The 21,446-nt window shown below is 61.2% G+C and carries 19 protein-coding genes and 3 pseudogenes; 1 reads left to right on the top strand and 21 read right to left on the bottom strand.

Annotated features, from left to right (window positions below):
* Positions 1-605 precede the first annotated feature (605 nt).
* Positions 606-965: pseudogene (locus tag HYZ49_12865) on the top strand (methyltransferase domain-containing protein).
* 126 nt (positions 966-1,091) lie between these two features.
* Here HYZ49_12865 and HYZ49_12860 read toward each other — a convergent pair.
* From HYZ49_12860 to HYZ49_12760, 21 genes and pseudogenes are all read right to left on the bottom strand, one after another.
* Positions 1,092-1,259, bottom strand: a pseudogene (locus tag HYZ49_12860) (transposase).
* Positions 1,260-1,446: 187 nt separating this feature from the next.
* A complete protein-coding gene (locus HYZ49_12855; protein MBI3243175.1) occupies positions 1,447-1,818 on the bottom strand; it encodes a recombinase zinc beta ribbon domain-containing protein in 372 nt (123 codons plus the stop codon).
* A gap of 25 nt (positions 1,819-1,843) precedes the next feature.
* Positions 1,844-2,581: a glucosamine-6-phosphate deaminase gene (locus tag HYZ49_12850; GenBank protein MBI3243174.1), complete on the bottom strand. Its 738-nt coding sequence runs from the start codon at positions 2,579-2,581 to the stop codon at positions 1,844-1,846.
* Between the two features lie 6 nt (positions 2,582-2,587).
* Positions 2,588-3,418 carry a 5-deoxy-glucuronate isomerase gene (gene iolB / locus HYZ49_12845; protein ID MBI3243173.1) on the bottom strand — a complete coding sequence of 277 codons (831 nt, stop codon included), beginning with the start codon at positions 3,416-3,418 and terminating at the stop codon, positions 2,588-2,590.
* A gap of 16 nt (positions 3,419-3,434) precedes the next feature.
* Positions 3,435-4,412, bottom strand: coding sequence for a tagatose 1,6-diphosphate aldolase (locus tag HYZ49_12840; protein ID MBI3243172.1), 978 nt, complete (start codon positions 4,410-4,412; stop codon positions 3,435-3,437).
* Complete coding sequence (iolD, locus tag HYZ49_12835) at positions 4,409-6,250, bottom strand: 3D-(3,5/4)-trihydroxycyclohexane-1,2-dione acylhydrolase (decyclizing) (protein ID MBI3243171.1); 1,842 nt, start codon at positions 6,248-6,250, stop codon at positions 4,409-4,411. Before iolD ends, HYZ49_12840 begins: the two co-directional genes overlap by 4 nt.
* 23 nt (positions 6,251-6,273) lie before the next feature.
* Positions 6,274-7,287, bottom strand: a complete 1,014-nt coding sequence (iolC, locus tag HYZ49_12830) for a 5-dehydro-2-deoxygluconokinase (GenBank protein ID MBI3243170.1) — start codon at positions 7,285-7,287, stop codon at positions 6,274-6,276.
* A 9-nt stretch (positions 7,288-7,296) separates the two neighbouring features.
* Positions 7,297-8,316, bottom strand: a complete 1,020-nt coding sequence (locus tag HYZ49_12825) for a methyltransferase (GenBank protein MBI3243169.1) — start codon at positions 8,314-8,316, stop codon at positions 7,297-7,299.
* Positions 8,317-8,325: 9 nt separating this feature from the next.
* Positions 8,326-8,706, bottom strand: a complete 381-nt coding sequence (locus HYZ49_12820) for a DUF4445 domain-containing protein (protein MBI3243168.1) — start codon at positions 8,704-8,706, stop codon at positions 8,326-8,328.
* Positions 8,597-10,081 (bottom strand): DUF4445 domain-containing protein, encoded by a 1,485-nt coding sequence (locus HYZ49_12815; GenBank protein MBI3243167.1) that lies wholly within the window; start codon positions 10,079-10,081, stop codon positions 8,597-8,599. Before HYZ49_12815 ends, HYZ49_12820 begins: the two co-directional genes overlap by 110 nt.
* Positions 10,082-10,097: 16 nt before the next feature.
* The gene (locus HYZ49_12810) at positions 10,098-10,964 is read right to left on the bottom strand and encodes a dihydropteroate synthase (GenBank protein MBI3243166.1); all 867 of its coding nucleotides are present in this window, start codon (positions 10,962-10,964) and stop codon (positions 10,098-10,100) included.
* Complete coding sequence (locus HYZ49_12805) at positions 10,964-11,749, bottom strand: corrinoid protein (GenBank protein ID MBI3243165.1); 786 nt, start codon at positions 11,747-11,749, stop codon at positions 10,964-10,966. Before HYZ49_12805 ends, HYZ49_12810 begins: the two co-directional genes overlap by 1 nt.
* Positions 11,746-12,669, bottom strand: a complete 924-nt coding sequence (locus tag HYZ49_12800; GenBank protein MBI3243164.1) for a hypothetical protein — start codon at positions 12,667-12,669, stop codon at positions 11,746-11,748. The genes HYZ49_12805 and HYZ49_12800 overlap by 4 nt, the downstream gene beginning before the upstream one ends.
* The gene (locus tag HYZ49_12795; GenBank protein MBI3243163.1) at positions 12,669-13,715 is read right to left on the bottom strand and encodes a uroporphyrinogen decarboxylase family protein; all 1,047 of its coding nucleotides are present in this window, start codon (positions 13,713-13,715) and stop codon (positions 12,669-12,671) included. The genes HYZ49_12800 and HYZ49_12795 overlap by 1 nt, the downstream gene beginning before the upstream one ends.
* Positions 13,712-14,860, bottom strand: a complete 1,149-nt coding sequence (locus tag HYZ49_12790) for a hypothetical protein (GenBank protein MBI3243162.1) — start codon at positions 14,858-14,860, stop codon at positions 13,712-13,714. Before HYZ49_12790 ends, HYZ49_12795 begins: the two co-directional genes overlap by 4 nt.
* Positions 14,860-16,026 (bottom strand): hypothetical protein, encoded by a 1,167-nt coding sequence (locus HYZ49_12785; GenBank protein ID MBI3243161.1) that lies wholly within the window; start codon positions 16,024-16,026, stop codon positions 14,860-14,862. Before HYZ49_12785 ends, HYZ49_12790 begins: the two co-directional genes overlap by 1 nt.
* A gap of 118 nt (positions 16,027-16,144) precedes the next feature.
* Entirely contained in the window at positions 16,145-17,368 is a 1,224-nt protein-coding gene (locus HYZ49_12780) for a hypothetical protein (GenBank protein MBI3243160.1), read from the bottom strand.
* 1 nt (position 17,369) lies between these two features.
* A complete protein-coding gene (locus HYZ49_12775) occupies positions 17,370-18,188 on the bottom strand; it encodes a phytanoyl-CoA dioxygenase family protein (GenBank protein MBI3243159.1) in 819 nt (272 codons plus the stop codon).
* Positions 18,189-18,204: 16 nt separating this feature from the next.
* Positions 18,205-19,512: pseudogene (locus HYZ49_12770) on the bottom strand (glycoside hydrolase family 27 protein).
* Positions 19,509-20,597, bottom strand: coding sequence for a hypothetical protein (locus HYZ49_12765; protein ID MBI3243158.1), 1,089 nt, complete (start codon positions 20,595-20,597; stop codon positions 19,509-19,511). The pseudogene HYZ49_12770 and the gene HYZ49_12765 overlap by 4 nt, the downstream one beginning before the upstream one ends.
* Before the next feature lie 29 nt (positions 20,598-20,626).
* On the bottom strand, positions 20,627-21,436 hold the full coding sequence (locus tag HYZ49_12760; GenBank protein ID MBI3243157.1) for a phytanoyl-CoA dioxygenase family protein: 810 nt from the start codon (positions 21,434-21,436) through the stop codon (positions 20,627-20,629).
* Positions 21,437-21,446: the final 10 nt, after the last annotated feature.

Raw genomic sequence — 21,446 nt, 5'->3', positions numbered from 1 at the left:
TTAGCCGAAACGAGCCTGGAGCCGAGACCGGCGCGGCTTTCGCCTAGCGCACCGCGTCGGTCTGGCAACCGCTGAAGGCTTCGGCCGATAGATGTTGCAGGAAACTGGGGATGGCGTTGGACAACAAAACACCGCAGTCTCATTTTGTGAGACTGCGGTGTCTGTCAGTAGCGGGGGCAGGATTCGAACCTGCGACCTCCGGGTTATGAGCTACAATTCTACATTGCACACTATAGACCGCAAGGCCCTTCATTTTTGAGTAGCCTTGCGGTCGCCGGTTCAAAAGAACCTGGCGAGATAAGGTTGTTAATTGGGAGTGTGATAACTCGCTCCCTGACTATGGTTGGCATGATACACGATGAGGGAAAGTCAGGCAAGCCTGTTCTCAACCTGGCAAAGTCAGACAGCTTTCTATTCATCACTCTGCGCCTCCTCCCACATCTTCAACTCAACACTATTCGCTTTGTCTGCGCTTTGTGCCCCGATATTCAGCATCAAATTGTTCACTTGGAGATGCGCCCGCTTGGCGTTCGGAGAATCGGCTGGCACTTGAGGCGTGAGCGCCGCACCTTCACCAAATCGAAGCGGGTTGAGGAAGACTCGGCCTCACTGCTGATCTACAACTCGGCGACGCCCAAGCGCTCGATTTCCCCGGCCACACCTTTGACACCGCCGTTGCCATCTTCGTCTTTTGCTCTGTGCCCGACCATGTTCTCGGTTTGCGTGAATTGGCGCGCGTCGTCCGCCCCGGCGGGCAAGTGCTTCTGCTCGAACACATGCGCTTGGTGAACGCGCTCATCAGCGCGGTGATGGATGCGCTCAACCCGATCGTCGTGCGAATGATGGGCGCGAATATCAACCGCCGGACGGTCGAAAACGTGCAGGAGGCCAAGTTAGAGATTGAAAGCAATGCCGGGATTCTAAAACAGGCCATTTGGCGCTTCTATGAACTGGATAGGCTCTAGCAGTTTGTCGGAGAGAAAGTCTCGGAGCGGGAACAAGTGAACTTCGCTAAGGCGATCAGCCTCGTTTGGATCTCATTTCACGCTCTGGAACTCAGGTGGCTACTCTTTTTTCAGTCAGCAGGCGTGTTAAAGCCACCTCCCTAAGGCGGGCCACAAGATATGCAACCGTTTCAGGTTGTAGGCCAAACACACCAAGCACCACTCACTGGTTGCGGCCGCCAGGCCGCGCAAGGAGAACTGCCGAAAGTCCAGCACTTCTTTGATGATGCCAATGACTGGCTCGACGGTGCATTCACATCCCTGGGAAAATCAGGCTGAGGGTTAGCCGGTGACAGTCAACGGCGGTCAACACGCGCTCCGCCTGCCCCTGTTGTTCGCCCCTTTGTTGTGATGAATGCAGAAATCTTGGGGTGATCCCCAAGTGGGGATGAGCCTGTGGCTCATTTCGGGTAAGGCAACTCGCCGATTAGACTAGCAAGCGCTATAAACAGGATGTAATATCCCAGCTTATACAGAGATAGAAGCTTCGTAACTTTCTTTGTGCTTTCACTCGCTCATTGAACAGTATTGCCCCCGTCCACTCCCAAACTATTGGGTCAGCAACATCCGCTCTAATTTCTCGTTCCCGGCATCTTCGCAAATGTCTACCTCTGACCTCATCGGCGCACCTATAATAAGCGCGTGTTGGGCAACCCTTTTTTATCGCAGTTCTACCGCACATTGCTTTATTGCAAATACACTGTATGTGGCCGGCTAAAAGGTATTCGCGCTTGCGATTACGGCTGGCTCTCGCTCTATTCTTCGCATGTCGCTTTTGTGCTGCATCGAATGTTGCCTGATCAATAATAGCCAATTCCGGCAGTTCTATTGTGAGTAATTCATGTGACCTGCGTGATGTCACCCCACGCCGCTTTATCTGCAATCACCGTCACATTGGCCGCCTTTTGTAAATACGAAGCAGGCGTCTCTGGGCTGACTGGCCCTTCGACCACGCGCCGGAGGATAGCCCGCTTGTGTTCGCCAGAGACTACCAGCAGAATGTGGCGCGCGGCCAACAGCCAGGCCAAGCCGACCGTTAATGCCTGGCGAGGAACCTGGTCGCGCCCACCCCAGTAGCGCGCATTACTTTCAACACTCGCCTCGGTCAAGGCAACTATGTGGGTGCGTGATGTTGGGTCAGCGGGCGGCTCGTTAAAGCCCAAATGGCCGTTCGACCCTAAGCCGAGCACAGCGAGGTCGAACCCACCCACTGCTTCTATGGCACGGTCATAAACGCGACAGGCAACTTGGGGCTCGGAACTGTTGCCGGGCAAGCGCGCGACATTGGCCGGTGTTATCGCCCAAGGAGCCAAGACAGCGCGCTTCATCCAAAGAAATAGTGATCGCTGGTCGTCAGGCCCCAAGCCCAGATATTCGTCCAGTTGAAAAATGCGAAGCTGTGAAGTGTCGAAGGCGCCGCGGTCTCGCCTTTCGGCCAGTTCCTGATACAGCCCCATGGGGGTGACGCCAGTGGCCAGCACCAGCGCGGCGGTAGGCCGGGCGGCCACCACCTCGGCCACCAGGGCGGCCCCGGCGCGGCTCAGGGCCTGATAGTCGTCAAAGATGAAAAGGCGCACCCCGGCCTACTCATTCCCAATCGGGAGCCTGAGCAGGTTTCTCTCCCAATTGTCCTTGATCCATGCGTAAGCGGGATCATCTAAAGGCGGCGTCCCACGCGCTTCGTCGAGCAGCTCCCCGGCCAGATAGTTCAGGAAATAAACGTTTGAACCGGGCGCGGCGGCGACGGGGTGAAAGCCTTGCGTCACCAAAACCAGATCGCCATTCTGCACGGCGAACAGTTCATCGAAATCTTTGTCGCGCCGGTAGTTGCGGTGAATGGCAAAGCCGTCTTCGGGGTCAATGCGGTAATAATAGACTTCTTCAAGATACGGCGACCCCATGTAGCCGTCGTGGCAGTGCGGCGGCCACCCCGACCACGCGCCGCCGGGGACGTACACCTCAAACAGGATTAGCCGTTCGGCGGGCAAAGGATGAGCAAGGATATGATTGACCTGCCGCCGCGCCGCGCCGCCGCCGCGAATCTCCCGCTTCATCTCGGCGGGCGTGAAGAGGCGCGTGGAATATTTCCCCTCGGCGGGCGCGCCCCCAATTGCAAATTCCAAATCGGTGCTGGCCGTCACCGTGATGGTTTTGCCCGGCGGCGCGTAAAGCACGTGAGGCCGTTCATCAAAATAGCCCTTGCGAGCAATCTCAAAGTGTTCGCCCGAAGCATCGAAGAGTCCCTTGCCGATTAATGGCACAAGGGCGACCTCATTTCGGCCTGTGGGTTCACTGTAGCTCTCTCCCGCCTTTAGCGCCACAACTTTGAAGCTCAAGTATTGCCATCCGGCAGATTCAGTCGCCACGCTGAGAAGGATGCTCGAATCGTGTTTCGGTTTGATCAGGTGATCCAACGTCGCCTCCTTCCAATCAGTATTGCAAATGCCACTGCTCGTTTATCTCCGGCAGTGAATGGCGGCGTTGCCAGGGCTTGCCGAATTCAAGCGCGATCTCAACCAGTTCGGCGAAGCGGCGGCGTGCGACGTTTTCCAGAAAGTTCTCTCGCTCCGCGCCGGTCAGTTTCACTGCTCCGCGCCACACCGCGCGCCCGGCCAAGAAGCCGGAACACCCGGCCTGACATGCCACACGCAACTGTTGCTTGAACACCTCAAATGGCTCGTCGGCAGAGAGCAAGGCCCACGGCGCTGAGGCGGCTTCATCGAGTTCGGCGCAGGCTTCGGCCCAGGCGGCCTGATCCGTGTCGTGTTTGACATCAACGGGAAACTCAACTTTGAGCACGTCCGGCCCCAGCGCCCCCAAACGGCGGGCGCTCTCCACCACGATTCGCCGGCGGAGCCGCGCAAATTCCACGCTCCCCTTCTGAATAGACGGGTCAAGCGAGTACGAGATCGGTTCGAGAAAGAACGGGGTTTCCCAGCGATGGCACTCGGCCAGCACCGCGCGTACCAACTGCTCCTGTTTCTCAGCGGCCATCCCCGCTTCAGGATGATAGAAGAGAAGAATTTTGACTCCGGTCGCGCCCAGCCGCTTCGCTTTCTCAACGCTCCAGCCGGGTAACAACGTCGTCCGGCGGCGATGTGGATCGCCAAGATAGCCCTGCTCTTCCAGCGCGCACAACAGCCCGACGTGACCGGGCAAGGCCTGTGACGTTATCGCCTGCGCCGCGCTGTACAGTGGATCGAGCAACACCGCGCTGGCTTGCGGCGCGAGGCACCGGGTGATGGCGAGCTTCAATTCGGTAAGTTGCGAGGCGGGCACTGACTCCGGCGTGTGGGCGTCCAACATCACCCGCAGTGCGTCGCGGTGATCAATGGCCAGAATGGTGAAGATGCCTTGCGGGGCCGCGCTGGCCTGCAGGCCGCGTATTCGTCCGGGCGAGATCATCATAGGTGATAGCGTTCCTTTTCTTTCGCCGACTGATACTGCTGATATGCCGCCCTCACCGTTTCCATTTCAGAGGCTTCGGCAATCGGCACATCCCACCAACTTTCGTAACCCGGCACACGCTGCTCACGATCCGTCTCAATCACAATCACGGTGGTGCGCGTCTGCTGACGCGCCTCAGCCAACGCAACCTTCAACGAGGGCAAATCGCTCGCCTCGATGACGCGCGCGCCCAGACTGCGCGCGTTCGCGGCGAAGTCCACCGGCAGGCGCTCGCCGTCCAGCTGGCCGGTCGCCGGGTTGCGGTAACGATAGTGCGTCCCGAACCCGCCACTGCCCAGCGAGGCCGAGAGGCCGCCGATGCTGGCAAAGCCGTGATTGTTGATCAGCACGATAGTGAGTTTGTAACCTTCCTGAAGCGAAGTGACGATCTCCTGCGCCATCATCAAATACGAGCCGTCGCCCACCATCACGTACACCTCGCGCTCCGGGGCCGCCATCTTCACCCCCAATCCGCCCGCTATTTCATAGCCCATGCACGAGTAGCCGTATTCAAGATGATAACCCTTCGGGTCGCGCGCCCGCCACAATTTGTGCAGGTCGCCGGGCAGGCTGCCCGCCGCGCACAGCACCACGTCCTGCGGGCGCGATGCTTCATTCACCGCGCCGATGACTTCGCTCTGGCTGATGGGCGGGCCATGCTCCAGGTTGTAGAGGCGGCTCACTTCGGCATCCCACTCGCGGTTGAATTGTGTGGCGCGCGCCCGGTAATCGTCTGCCACTTTATAATCGGCCAGCATCGCCTCAAGTTCATCGAGCGTCATGCGCGCGTCGCCCACCAGCGGCAGGGCGGCGTGCTTGTGCGCGTCGAACTCGGCCACGTTAATATTGATGAAGCGTGCGTTCGGGTCTTGGAAGGCGGTCTTGGAGGCGGTGGTGAAATCGCTGTAGCGTGTCCCGATGCCGATGACGAGGTCGGCTTCACGCGCAATGACGTTGGCCCCCGGCGCGCCGGTCACACCCATCGCGCCGAGTGCTGAAGGATGGTCGTAGCGCAACGCGCCCTTGCCCGCCTGAGTCTCGGCCACGGGGATGCCGGTGCGTTCCGCGAAGCGGGCGAGCACATCGGTGGCCTCGCTGTAAATCACGCCGCCGCCGGCGATGATGAGCGGCGCTTTGCTGGCGCGAATCCAATCCACTGCTTTCTTCAACAGGGCGGCATCAGGCCTCAGGCGCGGGATGTGCCACACGCGCTTCTCAAAGAGCGCCGCCGGATACTCGAAGGCTTCGGCCTGCACGTCTTGCGGCAGAGCAAGTGTCACCGCGCCCGTCTCGGCTGGAGAGATCAACACGCGCAACGCCTCGGGCAGGGCCGTGATGATTTGCTCCGGGCGGTTGAGGCGATCCCAGTAGCGCGAGACGGGCTTGAAGCAATCGTTGACGGAGATGTCCTGCGACGCGCCCCACTCCAATTGTTGTAGAACGGGCGCGACGTTGCGCCGCGCAAAAATGTCGCCGGGTAGGAGCAGGACGGGCAAGCGGTTGATGGTCGCGCCCGCCGCCGCCGTCACCATATTCGTCGCGCCCGGCCCGATGGAGGTGGTACAGGCGAACGTCCGCAGGCGATTATTCATCTTGGCGAACGCCGCCGCAGTGTGCACCATTGCCTGCTCATTGCGCGTCTGGTAATAGCGGAAGTCGGGGTTCTGTTGCAGCGCCTGCCCGATGCCGGTCACGTTGCCGTGCCCAAAGATGCCCCAGCACCCGGCGAAGAACGGCTGTTGATTGCCGTCGCGTTTGACGTATTGATTTTTCAGAAATTGGATGATGGCCTGAGCCATCGTGAGGCGTTTTGTGTGTGCCATTAGAAGCCTCCACGTTCTTCGATAAACATCAACACTTCATCCTCATAACCCATAAAGTTCGCGCAGCCGTGCCGGGTTACGACGATTGCGCCGCAAGCGTTGCCCATGCGCGCCGCCTTGCGCCAGTCCCAGCCTTTGAGGTAGCCGTAGATGAATCCGGCGGCGAAGGCGTCGCCGGCGCCGAGGACGTTGTAAACCTCGATGGGGAAGCCGGGCGCGTCTATGACTTGCCCGTCGGCCAGAAAGACCGACGCGCCTCTTTCGCCCCGCTTGACCACCAACGCCTCCGGCCCGCGACTGAGGAGAACGTGAATGGCCGACGCCAGGTCGCCTGCTACCTCGGGATTGGAGATTTGAGAATTGGAGATTATGAGTTGAGCCGCCTCGCGCAACATGGCGGCTTTGATCTCCGCTTCGGTGCCGAGGGCGATGTTGACGAGCGGCAGGATCGAACGGATGGCGACGCCGAACGCGCGCGGGTCGTGCCACTGGTCGGCGCGGAAGTCGAGGTCGAGGATGATGGTCGTCCCGGCGGCGCGGGCCTGTTCAGCGGCGAAGAACGTGGCACTCCGGCCCGGCTCCCTGCTCAGCCCCGTGCCGGAAATCTCCAATACGCGGCTGTCGGCGATAGGCATCGCCAGCACGTCGTCAATCGTTAGTTGAACGTCGGCGGCATTGTCGCGGTAAAAGACGAGCGGGAACTTGTCGGGCGGCTCGATGCCCAGCACCACCGCGCTACTGCGCGCGCCCGGCTTGCGCGGAATGAACCGGGTATCAATGCCCTCGCTGTTCAGGAAGTTGAGGATAAAATCGCCGACCGGATCGTTGCCAACGGCAGTCAACAGCGCCACTCGCAGTCCGAGCCGTCGCGCGCCCACCGCGATGTTGGTGGGCGAGCCGCCGACGTAGGCGGCGAAACTTTTGATGTCCACAAATGCCGCGCCCACGTCGTTAGCGTACAAATCAATGGACGAGCGGCCCATGGTGATCAGGTCAAATTGCTTTTCAGGCATGGTCGCCTTTCAAGCTCGCGGCGCGGCGGCTTCCATTAGCGCACGGAAGTTGTCTTCTGGAATCTCCGGCCAGAGATCACAGCCGGGCCAAACCGCGCTCGCGCCGGCGTTGACGATGGCGGTCACGGTCTGCGCGATCCGAGTCGGCGTAGCCTGACTCAACACAGCCACCGGATCGAAGTTGCCCAGTAAGACGGCTTGCGGGCCGAGGGCGCGGCGGGCGAGAGAGAGATCGGCGCGCTGATCGACGCTGAGCGCATCCGCGCCGCACGCCGCAAGGTCGCTCAGGATCGCGTTCGTGTCGCCGCACATGCTGAGCACTTTGGGCGAGGGCAAGCGGGCCAACAACCGCGTCAGGCTCGGTTTGACCAGCGCGCGAAATGTGTTCGGGCCGATGACTTGCGACGAGCCGCCCATTTCGTGGACGGTGATGAAGTCCGCCCCGGCCTCACGGTAAGAGGCGGCCACCCGCGCCAGAAAATCTTCCAACCGGGTGAGCAGGCTGTTGAGTCGATCTGAATCCCATTTAACTGAGGTGAGCCAATCGGTCGTGCCGAATAGTTGCCAGCCCAGTGTGAACGGCCCCGGCACCCACGCCCCAACCGCGACCTCACGCCCCACTCCGGCCTTCAGCCGCCGCAGAGCCTCGGCCACCACTGGGAGGCGGCCAACCTGTGAGACATCATCGGGCACAGATAATTGTTCAAGCGCAAGCTCAACATCTAAAGGCGAGTCCACAATCGGCGGCAGGAAGGCATCCACGTCGGTTTGAAAATCCACGCCACACCCCAGCGCTTCGGCCTCGACACATAGATCGAACGGGACGACCGCCGACTCAAAGCCGAACGTCTCAAACGTGCTGGCCGCCGCCTGCGCCATCTTCGCCGGGTCGGTGTGCGCTTCGCCGTAGCGGACGCCCGCCGTCGCCAGCCCCGAGGCCGTCAGGCTGGGCAGGCCGCTGAAGACGGGCACGCGCGAGTCTGGACGACCGGAAAGTAGAGCGAGCGTTTCGTCACGCGAGCGGGGCATGGATGAAAGTTATCCTTCGTGCGGCGCGGGAAACGTCAACGCTTCGGTGAAGATGTCGTTGAACTCCGGTCGCCCTGAGAGTTCGACGTATTCGATAAAGTCCGGGATGCGATTGGCCGCCTCGCGCTCGCGGAACGAGAGCAGGGCCATCTTCGCTCCCTCGCCCGCCGCGTTCCCCACCGCCACGATCCGCTCCACCGGCGCCTGCGGCGGCACCAGCCCGATCGTGCGCGCGCTGGCCGGGTTGATGTACGAGCCGAACGACCCCGCCAGCAATACCTCATGTAACTCTTCTGCCCGCACGCCCAATTTCGCCATCAGCACATTCGCGCCGGAGGCGATGGCGGCCTTGGCAAATTGCAGGGCGCGGATGTCGGTCTGAGTGAGCACGATGCCATCTTCCGGCGCGCTCAACAGAAACGCGCGCACCCCGTCCACTTCGACCAGGCGATCCACGAGCGCGTCGGGGAGCCGCCTGCGTGCGGCGTCGGGGCGCGCGAGGCGGCCTGAGGCGTCCACCAATCCGCAGTTGATCAGTTCGGCCACCGCATCCACCAACCCCGAGCCGGGCGCGCATCCCGCACTTAATTTGCGCGCCCTCAAACGCCGGGCCGGCCGGAGCCGCCGTGGCCAACATGCGGCGCGACGAGCCGAGGATGATCTCGCCATTCGTGCCCACGTCAATGTACAGCCGCAGTTTGTCGTCGCCACTCCGCGCCAGCCCCGTCGCCAGCACACCGGCGACGATGTCGGCCCCCACGTACGCGCCCAAATGTGGCAAGGTGCTTAAGCGCGCTTGTGGATGCAATCGGAGGCTGATCTCCGCGGCGGGCAGTGTCACAGCCCCGGCGACTGCGGGGACGAAAGGTTCAACACCAATCGGCTCCGGGTCAATACCCAACAGCAAGTGCAGCATTGTCGCATTCCCCACGGCCACGGCTTCGTAAATGTTTTCACGCGCCACGCCGGAGGCGGCCAGCAGATTGTCGAGCAGGGTGTTGATGGTTTCGACGATGCGGGCGTGCAAGACGGCCAACCCGTCCGATTCCAGCATGGCGTGGCTGATGCGCGAGATCACGTCCGCCCCGAATGCTGCCTGCCCGTTGAGCGTGGACTGCACGGCGGCGACCATTCCGGTGTTCAAGTTGACCAGTGCGCCGACAACGGTCGTCGTGCCGATGTCCAGCGCCAGCCCGACATTGTGGCCGGTCGTGTCCCCCGGCTCCACTGCGATCAGCTCATCGCCGCACACCACCGCGGTGAGGGCAAAATTGCTGGCGCGGAGCAATTTGGGCAGTGCGCGCCACACTGCCGGGAGGGCGCGGGCTTCGTATCCTTCAACGCGCAAAGCGTCCATCAGGCGCTGAACGTCCGAGCGTTGATCTGCCAGCGAAGGTTCCGAGAGTTGCAGATGAACTTTATCAACGTTTGGATCAATGGCGACATGCCGCCCGTAGCCGAGCAACGCCGCCTTGGGTGACGTCATCATGCGCGGTACTTCGACCGCGCACTCGGCGTGGACTCCGGCCCGGCACGACAGCCGCCAGCCCTCGGCGAGTTCAGCGTCAGACAGGAAACGATGATCTGCTTCGGTGGTGGAGTTCGCGCCTTGCAGGAATCGGACTTTGCATTTCCCGCAAGTGCCGCGCCCGCCGCAGGTGCTGTCAATCGGCAGACCCGCCCAGTTGGCGGCATTGAAGACCGTCGTGCCTTCAGGGGCGTGCGTGACTAAGTTCTGGGGCAGAAACGTGACAGGATGTTTCACGGCGACTGATCACTGATTACTGACTACTGACTACTGCCTTCTGCTTTGCCCGATACTGCGCGATCCACGCCGCCGCATATTCGTCGTGGCCGAACAGCACGTCGCTCGCCAGCACGGCTTGGCGAATCATTGGGTTGGTCGGGTCGGTGATCGCGCACGTCAACCCGCACGCCATCGCAATCGAAAGAAACGCGGCGTTGATGGCCGACCGCTCCGGCAGGCCAAAAGAGACGTTGCTCGCGCCGCAAATCATGTTCACGCCCAGCGCGTCGCGGATCAGCCGCATCGCGGCGAGCGTGATCTGCGCGGTCTGCGGGTCGGCGGCCACCGTGAGGCACAGCGGGTCAATGATCACATCTTGCGGCGGGATGCCGTGATCCTGTGCACGCTCGACGATCTTGCGCGCAACGGCCAGCCGCTCGTAGGGGTCGTTGGAGATAGAGGTTTCATCGTTGGCCATGCCGATAACGGCGGCCCCGTGTTTCTTGATCAGCGGCAGGATGCGTTCCAGCCGCTCCTCTTCGCCCGTGACCGAGTTGACCAGCGCCTTGCCCTCGTACACGGTCAGCGCCGCTTCCAGCGCCTCGATGACCGACGAGTCAATACACAGAGGCGCATCGGTCACGGCCTGCACGGTGCGGACAGCGGTCGTTAGCATGGCGACCTCATCCCCAAGTGGATAGCCCGCGTTCACATCTAGCAGGTGCGCCCCGGCGGCTACCTGCGCTTCGGCGTCGCGCCGCACGCGGGTAAAGTCGCCCGCCGCTATCTCTGCGCCGAGTTTCCTGCGGCCGCTGGGGTTGATGCGCTCGCCGATCATCACGAATGGCTGCCCTGGCCCGATGATGACGGTTTTCGATTTGGAGTGCAATACTGTTTCCATCATTCCCCGGCGTGTTTCTTCTGCGCCACTGTCATTGCCTCCTCGGCCCTGCCAACCTTATCCATAAACTGCTCCACCGCCTGTACCGCCGCCGCCGTCGCTTCGGAGGCTTCGCCGCTCCCGCTCATGTCGTAGCCCAACTCTTGCATCAAACGCTTGACAAGGCGTACGGTGGCGCTGGCATCTTTGGCGTAACCGTCCGCGCCCACTTTGTCGGCGTATTCCTGGGTCACGGGGGCGCCGCCGACTATCACTTTGACCTTGTCGCGCAATCCCTCTTTGGCGAGCGCCTCCATGTTGGCTTTGAACATGGGCATGGTGGTGGTGAGAAAGGCAGAGAAGCCGATGACGGGCGGCTGGTGCTGTTTGACTGCCGCGACCACTTTCTCCGGCGATACGTTCGTGCCCAGGTCAATCACCGTGAACCCGGCCCCCTCCAGCATGATGTCGCACAGGTTCTTGCCGATGTCGTGCAGGTCGCCCTTGACGGTGAGCATCACGACCGTGCCCAGCGGCTTCGCGCCGGTTTGGGCCAGCAGCGGGCGCAGGATGGTCAGCGCGTTCTGCATGGCTTTGGCGGCGATCAGCATTTCGGGGACGAAGTATTCGCCGATCTCGAAGCGGCGGCCCACCTCCTGCAACGAAGGGATCAACGCGCCGAACAGCAAGTCCATCGGATCCATCCCCAACGTGACGCCTTCCTCGGTGAGCGCCTTCACGTCTTTGGCGTGCCCTACCAGCGTGTGCTCGTACAATCCCTGTTTAATTTCGTCTTCACGGCTCATAGAATGATCTCCTTGAGTTTGGGCAAGATATGCCTGTCCACATCGGCGTCGCCGTCTGGGGCAGGCACATCGCGGAAAAGATACCAGTGTTCGGTGTGCTCCACAATCGCGCCCGGTTCCAACCGCGTCAGCGGGCTGAGTGTTTCCAACTCCAGCATATCGGCGTTGGCAAAGGCTTCGGCTGAACAGCCAAAGTCGGGGTAAGCCGCGCCGGGAGCGTGGGCGAAGGATTTGACGAAGAGGCGGTCCCCCCGCGCATAGGCGGCCCAACCGTCAGGAACAGGCGCGCCGATTTTTTGCGGCTGGCTCTGATAGGGGTCTTGTCGCAAAAGAACATATTTGTGTCCCCACCTCCAGCGTGGATCGGACAGATCGGTGTAAGGCCACAATGTCAGCAAACTGTTTGGCTGAAGATTCTCCAGGTGTGCACCGCGCGGGGGCCGTGGGATGACGGCTATGCCGCCGGGGGCCATGGCCGTCAGTGCCCACGCCGCCAATTCCACCGCCCACAGGCCGCAATTGCGGAGGCGATGCGTGACTTGCACACACGCGGCGTCGGGCCAGAGACGAATGTCCATTTCTTTCTGAATGCCGGTCGTGGTTTCCATGGGCTGGATGACACGCATAAATTCAGAGCAGATTTCAAACGCTACCGGCCCGTTGTCGGGGAAGTACGTGCGCGGTATCGCCTCTGGCGCGTGCCACAGCCGGTGCCCGCCGTACATGCGCCACTCGTCGCCGCCGGTCTGTCCCAAGTGCGCTGGGAATTCCGCAAACTCGTTGTCGCCGCCCACAAAACCAAAGCGAATGAGGCGCGGCCCAACGTCTGTGGTGACGATCAACTCTGCCGAGGCATTCGACAGCCTATAACAGTTCGGCCAGCCGCGGTAATTTGCCCTCTCAAGGTGGAATTCAGCCATCAGATGTAACGACCATAGTGGCGCGCCGTTTCAATCATGGCATGGACGTTTTCCGGTGGCGTCAGCGGCGGCAGCGCGCAACCCGGCCCCAAAATCAGCCCGCCGCCTGGCCCCAGAACCTCTATCGCCTCCCGGCATTTCTCGGTCACCAGTTCCGGCGTGCCCAAAGCCATGACGCCGCTGGGATCAATCGGGCCTAAGACGGTCGTCTTGCCGCGCGTCGCTTCTTTGACTTGATGAAGGTCCACTTTGTAATCCAGTTCGAGAACTGCCGCGCCCGTCTCGGCCATCTCCTTCACAATCGGCGTGGCGTTGCCGCAGATGTGATAGGCCAGGGGGATGTTCTTCTCCCTCAGCCGGTCAACCAGCCGTTTGGCATAAGGCCATTCGTACTCCCGGTAAACTTTGGGCGAGCAGACATCCGGCCCCGCGAGTGATTCGCCGATGGAAGTCATGTGCGCGCCCTGCTCCATCTGCGCCACAGCGTAGCGATAGCAAGCCTCCAGCGAAAACTCCAGCAAGCGGTGAAGCAATGCCTGCTTCTCCGCCTCGCCAATCTCGGCCAGGAATTCCACCATGCCCAGGATCATGCTCGCCAGTGAAAAGGGCCCCTGGTCGGCGCGGCCAATGATGAACGCCTTGTCGCCGATTTCCTGCACCACAATCCGCGTGGTCTTCAACAATTCAGGCAAGGGATGGTCTTTATAGGGATCGGGCATCCGCAGTTTATCTATGTCTTCAAGACTATTGATGACCGGCACGAAAGACACTGGCGCGCTCTCGGTGAGAAATTCCACGCCCACGCCGCACGCCTGCGCCAGCGCCGCCGTGCCGTTCTCCAACAGCAGCACGTCGTGCCCGAACTCGCGCCAGGCTTTGATTTGGCCCTCGGCCATCGCCTCGCCGTTCTGGAAATATTCGGGGAACGGCATCCCGGAGGCCTGGGCCGTCATCATGAAGTTGTGCAAATCCACCGGCACGCGGTCGGGGAGGCCGCCGCTCAGCACCGTGCGGACTCGCTCGACGGAAGTCGTGGTCTCGTTCATGAGTCGTCGTTCCTCACTTTCTCAAGTTGTTCAAGCTCGGCGATGAAGTCTTCCGCCTCCATCCGCGAGGCGGCGTCCGTACAGAAGAACAGTTTGCGCGAATTATATTTTTGCCACGCCGCCTTGATTTCGGCCTGGCTGGTCTTGGTGCTGGCGAACAAGTGCCCTTTGCCCAAACGGTCAATTTTCGCCGCCAATTCCGACCAATCCTTACCCTCGTTGCCTGTGCCCGGCATGAAGGCAATCACATCTAGCTTATCCATGCCGCACAGCGCCTCGACGTGATGCAACGCCCCCGGTCCATCGAGATGGAAGACGAAGGCGTCCTGCTCGTTCGCTTCGTATTGCAAGCAGGGTAGCACAAATTCCTGAAACATCTGCATGCTGATCATACAAGAGGCGTCACACTGCGGGCGGCTGTGCCGGCCTGTTGTGTATGTGGCTTCAATATTGAGACTACCCCACTCATCCCACGCCAGTTCCTCCGCGTACGCGTTGATAATCTCAGTGTGCGCGCGGCAGACGGCCTCCAGCGCGCGCTGGATTTTCTCCGGTTCTTCCATCATGTCCACGAATAGGTTAGCCGCCCCGCGAATGGCGGCCAGCGCATCGAGATTGCCGACCAGCGTGGGCGGAACGATCAATAGTTTGCCGTCGCACTGCGCGCGCAGGGCGCGGATGAAGGCCCGAGTCAATTGCCACCAATGGCCCTCGCGCTGGAAGCGGATTTCCACCTCGTCCCAATCCTCAACGAATGGGAGGCACCAGTTTGATTTGCTGTCCTCGTCGTAATGAAGTTCCGCGCCGAGATAAGCGGCGAAGGTGTCCGGGCCGAACTCCAGATAATAGCCGGGGATGGCCTCGCCGATGAAATCGTAGGCCTCGCCCCAAGCCAGCAGTTGGTCAATGACCGGCTGAAAGTTGCCGTCGAGGCAGGCAAGATACACTGGCGGCTCGCCCGGCAGGCCAGTGGGCGTGAAGGGCGTTTCCCACGGGAGGCCGGCCAGATGTTTGTTCGGCCCGCGATATTTCGTGCCCGGTTTGGGCACGATGATGCTGACGAGGGGCCGCGTGCTCTCGCCCTTCCAGAAGGCTGTCCAGCGTCCCCGCGCTTCTTCAAAGTCAGGTTTGAATCCCAATTCCATCACCACGCATCCATCATTCTCAACAACCCGCGCGCTTCATCGGCCAACGTGAGCAGGTAACGGAACATCCTCGCCCAATAATCTGCGTAAACATGGATGGGGTCGCCCCACATTTTCTCGAAGCGTGGGTGTTGAGACTCATCGAGCATAACCGGCAGAAGATTCCGCGTGCCGCCGAGGCAGTAACGCAACGGGGCCGCCGCCGCGTAGCCGAATCGCGCCAATCGCGAGTCGCCCTCCCAGCCGGAATCGCGCAACCCTGCCAGATAATTCTCAAAGACGACTTTCTCCAGCTCCGCCGCTTCGGCCAGATCAACTTCCCGGAAACCCAGCGTCGCCGCCACCGGAGCAACTGCCTCTTCCCCAATCGCCCCGGCGCCTGCAAAAACCCAGTCAATCGCTACTGTCTGCTCCTGTCCATCCGCGCCGCGCCGCGCGAACAGATTACGGCGAAAAGCATCGCGGTGGCAGAAGGTGCGCGGCAGGCGGTCGAGCGCGGAGAGCAGAGGCTCGCGGTCGGCCCACAATCGAAAGATGCCCTCCGCCACGTCGTCGGGATAAAGGCGGCACAGCAACGGGTGATTCAGCACACTCGGCAATTGGGCCATGGCAGGTGCGGCTTGAGTGACAAGCACGCGCAACCACTCCCGGCTCAACCACGGCCAGTGCGGCAATGACCGCCCGTTCAGATATGCACCGTTGAACCGGCCGAGATGCCGCGCGGCCAAACCGTACCGCAATAGCGGCCACTTCGAGCCGATGTCATCTCTCACCTCTTCGAGCCAGATCCAAATTTCACCCTCCGCCTGCTCGAGGACGGCGAAACAGCGCGGGGCCGCGAGGCCGCCGGGCAAATCCGCCAACAGGCTGGATTGATAAGCCAGCGCATCGCGCTTCAAATAGTTCCAGTCGTGTGGATCGTCTTCGCTTGAGCCGGGCGCGGGGCGAACGATCTTGAGAATGAGCGACCACGGAACCGCTCGCTCGTGATCATGCGCCCTGCCGATGAGGCGATACACACCCGCGCGAACTTCAAAGCCGCTGTGAATCGGTTGAAGCGTCCAATCGTTGAGTTCGACTGTCTCACTATTCAGGGCGCGTTGCACCCGCGGCGTGAGTGTGGCCCGGTCAATGGCGGGCAAACATTCTTCAACCCGGAGAGTCATGGCCTCACCATCGCCTCGATTTTGAACACCCGCGCGCCTCCGTTCGGCGCGCGCGCTCTGGGCACAGTCACTTCAAACCGGCCGAGTTCCGCTTCCGTTGCGGTTGACGCGGTCTCGCTCACAAATCGGTCACACGATATGGCCCCTTGCCGCTCATGCCCATTTCGGCCAGTGGCAGGCGCAACGTCATCGGCAACCCCATTGCGTTGTCGTGGCTGGCGATAACGACGATGGCCTTCTCGCCCCGAATGAAGCGGACGTACGGGATAGGCCGGGTGGAGGGCGAGTGCGGCACTCTCAAGATGTGCGTGGCCGAGCGGTCGCCGTGCAACACGTCCCGGTTCTCACGCCGGATGCGGAGCATCTTCTTGAAGTCGTCGAACATCTCACGGTGCTTCGTTTCCTCCAACTGCTCCCACTGAATCCACGAGCCGTACAGCCAACCGCCCGGCCCGCCGCCGCCGTACAGATTCTTCTCCAGCCCCGGCAGGCTCGTCTGCTCGGCCTGGAACTCCTCGCCGGACATGAAGACTGGGATGTTGTACCCGAACAGCGTGTAGGCCAGATTGCCCCGCTCGCCTTTGACTTTGTAATAGTTGCCGGGGCCGGACTGCCAGCCCTCGTCGTGGCAACTGATTTGGACGCCGACATACTGCGGAGTCTCACAAAATTCACCCGCCATGTCGGAACTAAAGCCGTAGTAATCGTGCTGACCAAAATGGTATGTGCAGGTATGCTCCGGGATGATGACGATAGGATGCCCCGCCGCCGCGCATCGTGCCGTGATAATGTCCCACAGCGGCATCTGGTGCTGGCGCGGCACGTCGAGGCGGTAGCCGTCCACCCCGTACTCGGTCACGTAATTGACCCACACGTTGATCCACCCCTCTCTGAACTCGGCGTTATCGTAGTCGTAGTCCGTCATCCCCCATGTGCCGCCTTTGAACCAATCGGGGTGCTCAGCGATGAGGGGGCTGTCGTCCACGACGCCGTGTGTGATCACGTCCAGAAAGATTCGGATGCTCCGGCGGTGGGCCTCGTCCATCATGTCGTTGAAATCGCGGGCCGTGCCCAGCGCCGGGTCAAATTCGTCGGGCCGGACGCAGGCATAGACCGATTTGATGCCGTAGAAGTGTGCCGTGCACCGACAGTATCCCGCCAGCCAGATACCGGTGATGCCCAGCTCTTCGAGATATGCCAGCTTCTCTTTCAGGCTGGCAAAGGTCCCGCTGCCACTCCCGCCGCCCGCGCCATCCGGCGAGGTGAAGGCGTAGGGGTTGATCTCGTAGATCACGAGGTCTCGAGTCCACTCAGGCGCGAGCGTCATTCCGGGGTCGCGCATCTTACTCCCCCGGCTGCGGCGGTCGCAACGGCGGAACCGGTTGCAGGATCTTGCGTCGTTCGGGCGACAGGCGATCGAGCAGGGCCTGCGAGTAGGTGTATCCGAAGCGCGTCGCCCCCCAACTTGCGCCGTATCGGTAAATCACCACGCGCCGTTCGCCGGGGTTCGTCCGGCTGCTCGCGCCATGCATTAGGCCATCCACAAACAGCAAAGCATCGCCCTTCTGAAGATGCACTTCGATCGCGCCCTCCATCGTGTCCATCCGCTCAAGCCGGGCGTAATCGCCGGCCTGTGGATGCGGCAGGTTCGATTTGTGACTGCCAGGGATCACCATGGTGCCGCCGTCGCCGGGGCCGATGTCCGTCAGCGCCAGAATGATGTTGCACTGCCCACAGCGGAAGACGCCGTGACTGTAATGGTAGATTCCGCGCAACGCGCCCCGGTGCCCGCCGGAGTGAACCGGGTGATACCCGCCGGAGCGCCGCACCGACAGGATACACTCATCAATAAATAGCCCTTCGACATACGATCCTTCCTCGCCGCAGTAGTGCTGGACATAGTTGATCCAGCCGGGATGGTCAATCAGCCGTTCAAACGGCTCACCCGCCTCCACACAATTGTGCAGTTCGAACCCGGCCGCCGCGTTGTAGTCGCGGCGTTGGGCGTCGCCGTGCCATTGCCTGTTTTCCATCGCGGGCAATGCCTCTATGAGGCGATTGAGATTGGCGACCGACTCCGGCTCGACTGCCTGCTTGAGGATCAGGTAGCCGCGAAGGTCGAATAAAAAGTCGTCCAGCGCGGTCGGTTGCTTGGGTTCCATACGTTGTTCCTCCCGGTCAGAAAGTGTTGCGCGGCGTCAGATGGTATAGGCCAGCCGCGTGCGGATCGAGCGACGCCGTAAACGAATCTTGAAATGGTCCTAAATCTTGATGCGCCCATAAATCGCGCACCACGCACGCACGCGACACTCCCAGTTCTCGGAATGGGATCTCGACCCGCGCGCGCGCCTCGCCGAGGTTGAACAGCGCCAGGCACTTGTCTGCCGAATCGGGAACGTCTGCGGCCCAGGCAATGTGATCGCCGCGCGCGAACACTTCGCGATTGTTCTCGCTTGCCCGGTGCACGGCGAGGACTTCTGCGTTAGTGAGCAGGTTCAACGTGCATTCGTCGAGGCTCGTCAAATCGCCGCCGAATATCAGCGGCGACCGGAACATTGTCCACAAAGTCATGAGCGTGATCTGCTCGTCCCATGTGAGGCGGGTGGGGCGATCCGACCCGATGTGGGGAGACGGTCCGATCCGGCCCAGCGGCAGCAGGTCGAGATCAGGCCAATGTCCGGAGCCGATATACTCCGCCCATTGCCGCGCGGCGTCGAATTGATTTTTCAAGCCGGTCGAATCTTTGACCTCTGGCTCCCAGCGATCCCACAAATCGGCGGTGATGCGCCACAGCTCGCTGTGCGCTTTCAGGTGCGCGGCGTTTTCGACGCTCATTCACAAGCCCGGCGAAAGGCTGAGGACGATGTCGTGGCCCGTTTTCCTGATTGCCTGAGAGAAAGCGGCGACGTGATCGGGATAGTAGGGCGTCCCCATGTCGTCGGCCTTGATGTAGTCCACGCACCACTCGGCGCACAGCGCCGCCACGGAATCGTAATACGCCTGCGCGCCCGGATGTGACAGGTTCAGGCCATACATATCGGGATTCCAAGCGCACACATCGTTTGTGTTCACGATGTCCCGCGCCCGGCAGGGCGTGCCGAGGACGGGCGTGTTCAGCGTCACGGCCTGGCGCGGGATGCCGCGCATCAGATGAATTCCGAACTTCAGCCCCAAGTGATGCAGATCGTCGGCAAGCGGTTTGAAGCCCGCGCCGCCCGCCGCCGAAGGGAAACGGTTGATGGCCGGCAGCCACCGCCCGTAGGCGTCCATTTCCATAGCGACATTCTCGCGGTAGGTTCCGGCGACGGGATGGGGGTCGTACCATAGTGCATCAATCACCACGTACTCCCAGCCGTAACGTAGAAGGTGCCGCGCCATGTAGTCCGATGTAGCTCGCACGTCGTCTTCCCGAACGGTGCTGGCATAGCAGAGCCAACTGTTCCAGCCCATCGGCGGCGTGGGGGTAAGATGATTGTGGAGACTCATTCGATCCCGTACCTCGCCAACTGGCGGCGGTACTCGCTCTCGTCGCCGGTGAGCGGTTCCCAGTGAAAGTGGCAATGAATCGCGCCGGGGTCGCCGACTTGTTCAATGACGGCGTCGAGGATGTCGAACTCGCCGAAGATTTGCATCAGTTTCCCGGCGGCGTGAATCTTTTGATAAACCTCCGGCCAGTGAGCGCAGTCGGGCTTGCCCGCGCCGGGAACCCACTGCACCCCGTTGAGCGTTTCGATCTTCAATATGGAATCCAGATGGGCCAGTTGGCCGATGCCGTCCAGATGGTAGAAAGAATGGGCAAGCCGCCGGGTGCTGGCCGCCAGTTCCGGCTCGGCAAACTCGTCGAACATCTTCGGGCCGATCATGAACGTGAAGTCGGATTGCAGCATGTACCCCGGCTGCTCGTAGAAGAGCGAAGACCAGTCGGAGTAGCCCGGCGTGTGCGGCGCGATAATAGCGTTGATTTCTTCAAAGTAGCGATGCCAGGCTTCGTGCACCTCCCAGGTCAGGCGTTTGACTTCGTCCGGGTATTCGTACAGGTCCACCGGCAGCTTTTCGCCGTGTCGGAAGGTCGAGAGGATGTCCAGGTTCCCGCCCAGGTCGGTCATGCTCATGAGTACCTGCCCCTGCCAGTGGCGCATCCCGGCCTCGTAAATCTCCTTAATCCGCCGGAACCAGAGATTGTCGGGATCGTAGCGAAAATGGATTTGGTCTATCGGCAAGTCCTCGGATGGAAAAAACCAGACCAGCCCCGTCGAGTTGTCGAGCCTCGCGCCCATGAAGGCCGCGATCAGGCCCGGCCCGAAGACATCCATGCTGAAAAAGGGGAAGGCGTCGCCGAGGAACACGAGCCGGGACAGTTCGTAGTCAATGCAGTCAATCAGGTCCTCCGCCGGGATCGAAAAGTCGTGGCACGTAGTCTGCGAAAGCAATGGCGCGCAGGGTCGGTCGCGGCCAGGGTCGCGCCCGGACAGGGTGAGTGGGATGATGGGGCGGTCGAGTTGATGTGCCCACCACAGGCGATAGGTCTCTTTGACTTTTTGCCATTGGTCTATGTCAAAGTGAATGGGCATAGAATGCAAATGAGGCTGCGCTGCCCAGGCTAGACCACTGGATTGAGTTCACTGGCCGCCAAATCGCCCGGCTTGCAACCGGGGAGCCACCGCGCCAAATCTTTCTGGCGGCCTTCACCCACCGGGTTTACTACCCGCGCCCCATCGGGATAGTAGATCATGGTCATTGCCTTGCGGATTGTGTCGGTGGTGTTGGGCGCGGCGGCGTGCAGAACCCAGCCGGAGTGAAAGGTGGCATCGCCAGCCGCCATCGGCTGGGATTGGCTCAGCCGGAAGCCGCGTTCGGCTATGAACCTCCGAAACACATCCTGAGATTCGTCTGAGATGGGGAACTCGCCGAGAGAGCCGCTGGTGTGCGAGCCGGAGGCGAAATGCAGTACGCCCATTTCAGGCGTGACGTCTACCAGCGGCATCCACATCGTAATAGTCTGGTCGGTGTCCAACGGCCAGTAATGCTGGTCTTGATGCCAGGGGGTGTAGCCGCCCCCGGCTTCCTTGAACAGGGCTTGATCGTGATAGAGCCGCACGCGCTCCACGCCCATCAAGTCGGCAGCGATCTTCGCAAAGCGGCGTGCCAGGACAAAGCGGCGAACCGCGTCCGCGTCATCGCATGCCCACAGGTTCATGATCTGGAGGAAGGCTTTTTTGTAGGTGTCGCGTTCCTCCAATGCACGATGTTCGGTGTTGTAACGTATGGCCGCCTCGACAATGGCCGGGCCGTAGGCAGCCATCTCCTCCGGCGAGGCGACGTCCCGGAGCAAGATATGGCCGTTCGCGCGATAGGCCGCCACATTTTCGGCTGAGAGCGGATATTCTTGCGACAGGTCAGGCAGTTCCATAGCATATCCC

It is taken from the genome of Chloroflexota bacterium (assembly GCA_016197225.1).
Classification (GTDB): Bacteria; Chloroflexota; Anaerolineae; order Anaerolineales; family VGOW01; genus VGOW01.
The sequence above is the reverse complement of the archived record's forward strand: the minus strand, read 5'-3'. Positions and strand labels throughout refer to the sequence as shown.

Coding starts and splice junctions, on each gene's coding strand:
- HYZ49_12840 (MBI3243172.1), bottom strand. CDS start 4,412: ATGATGATCTCGCCCGGACGAATACGCGGCCTGCAGGCCAGCGCGGCC.
- iolD (MBI3243171.1), bottom strand. CDS start 6,250: ATGGCTCAGGCCATCATCCAATTTCTGAAAAATCAATACGTCAAACGC.
- iolC (MBI3243170.1), bottom strand. CDS start 7,287: ATGCCTGAAAAGCAATTTGACCTGATCACCATGGGCCGCTCGTCCATT.
- HYZ49_12825 (MBI3243169.1), bottom strand. CDS start 8,316: ATGCCCCGCTCGCGTGACGAAACGCTCGCTCTACTTTCCGGTCGTCCA.
- HYZ49_12810 (MBI3243166.1), bottom strand. CDS start 10,964: ATGGAAACAGTATTGCACTCCAAATCGAAAACCGTCATCATCGGGCCA.
- HYZ49_12805 (MBI3243165.1), bottom strand. CDS start 11,749: ATGAGCCGTGAAGACGAAATTAAACAGGGATTGTACGAGCACACGCTG.
- HYZ49_12800 (MBI3243164.1), bottom strand. CDS start 12,669: ATGGCTGAATTCCACCTTGAGAGGGCAAATTACCGCGGCTGGCCGAAC.
- HYZ49_12795 (MBI3243163.1), bottom strand. CDS start 13,715: ATGAACGAGACCACGACTTCCGTCGAGCGAGTCCGCACGGTGCTGAGC.
- HYZ49_12790 (MBI3243162.1), bottom strand. CDS start 14,860: ATGGAATTGGGATTCAAACCTGACTTTGAAGAAGCGCGGGGACGCTGG.
- HYZ49_12785 (MBI3243161.1), bottom strand. CDS start 16,026: ATGACTCTCCGGGTTGAAGAATGTTTGCCCGCCATTGACCGGGCCACA.
- HYZ49_12780 (MBI3243160.1), bottom strand. CDS start 17,368: ATGCGCGACCCCGGAATGACGCTCGCGCCTGAGTGGACTCGAGACCTC.
- HYZ49_12775 (MBI3243159.1), bottom strand. CDS start 18,188: ATGGAACCCAAGCAACCGACCGCGCTGGACGACTTTTTATTCGACCTT.
- HYZ49_12765 (MBI3243158.1), bottom strand. CDS start 20,597: ATGCCCATTCACTTTGACATAGACCAATGGCAAAAAGTCAAAGAGACC.
- HYZ49_12760 (MBI3243157.1), bottom strand. CDS start 21,436: ATGGAACTGCCTGACCTGTCGCAAGAATATCCGCTCTCAGCCGAAAAT.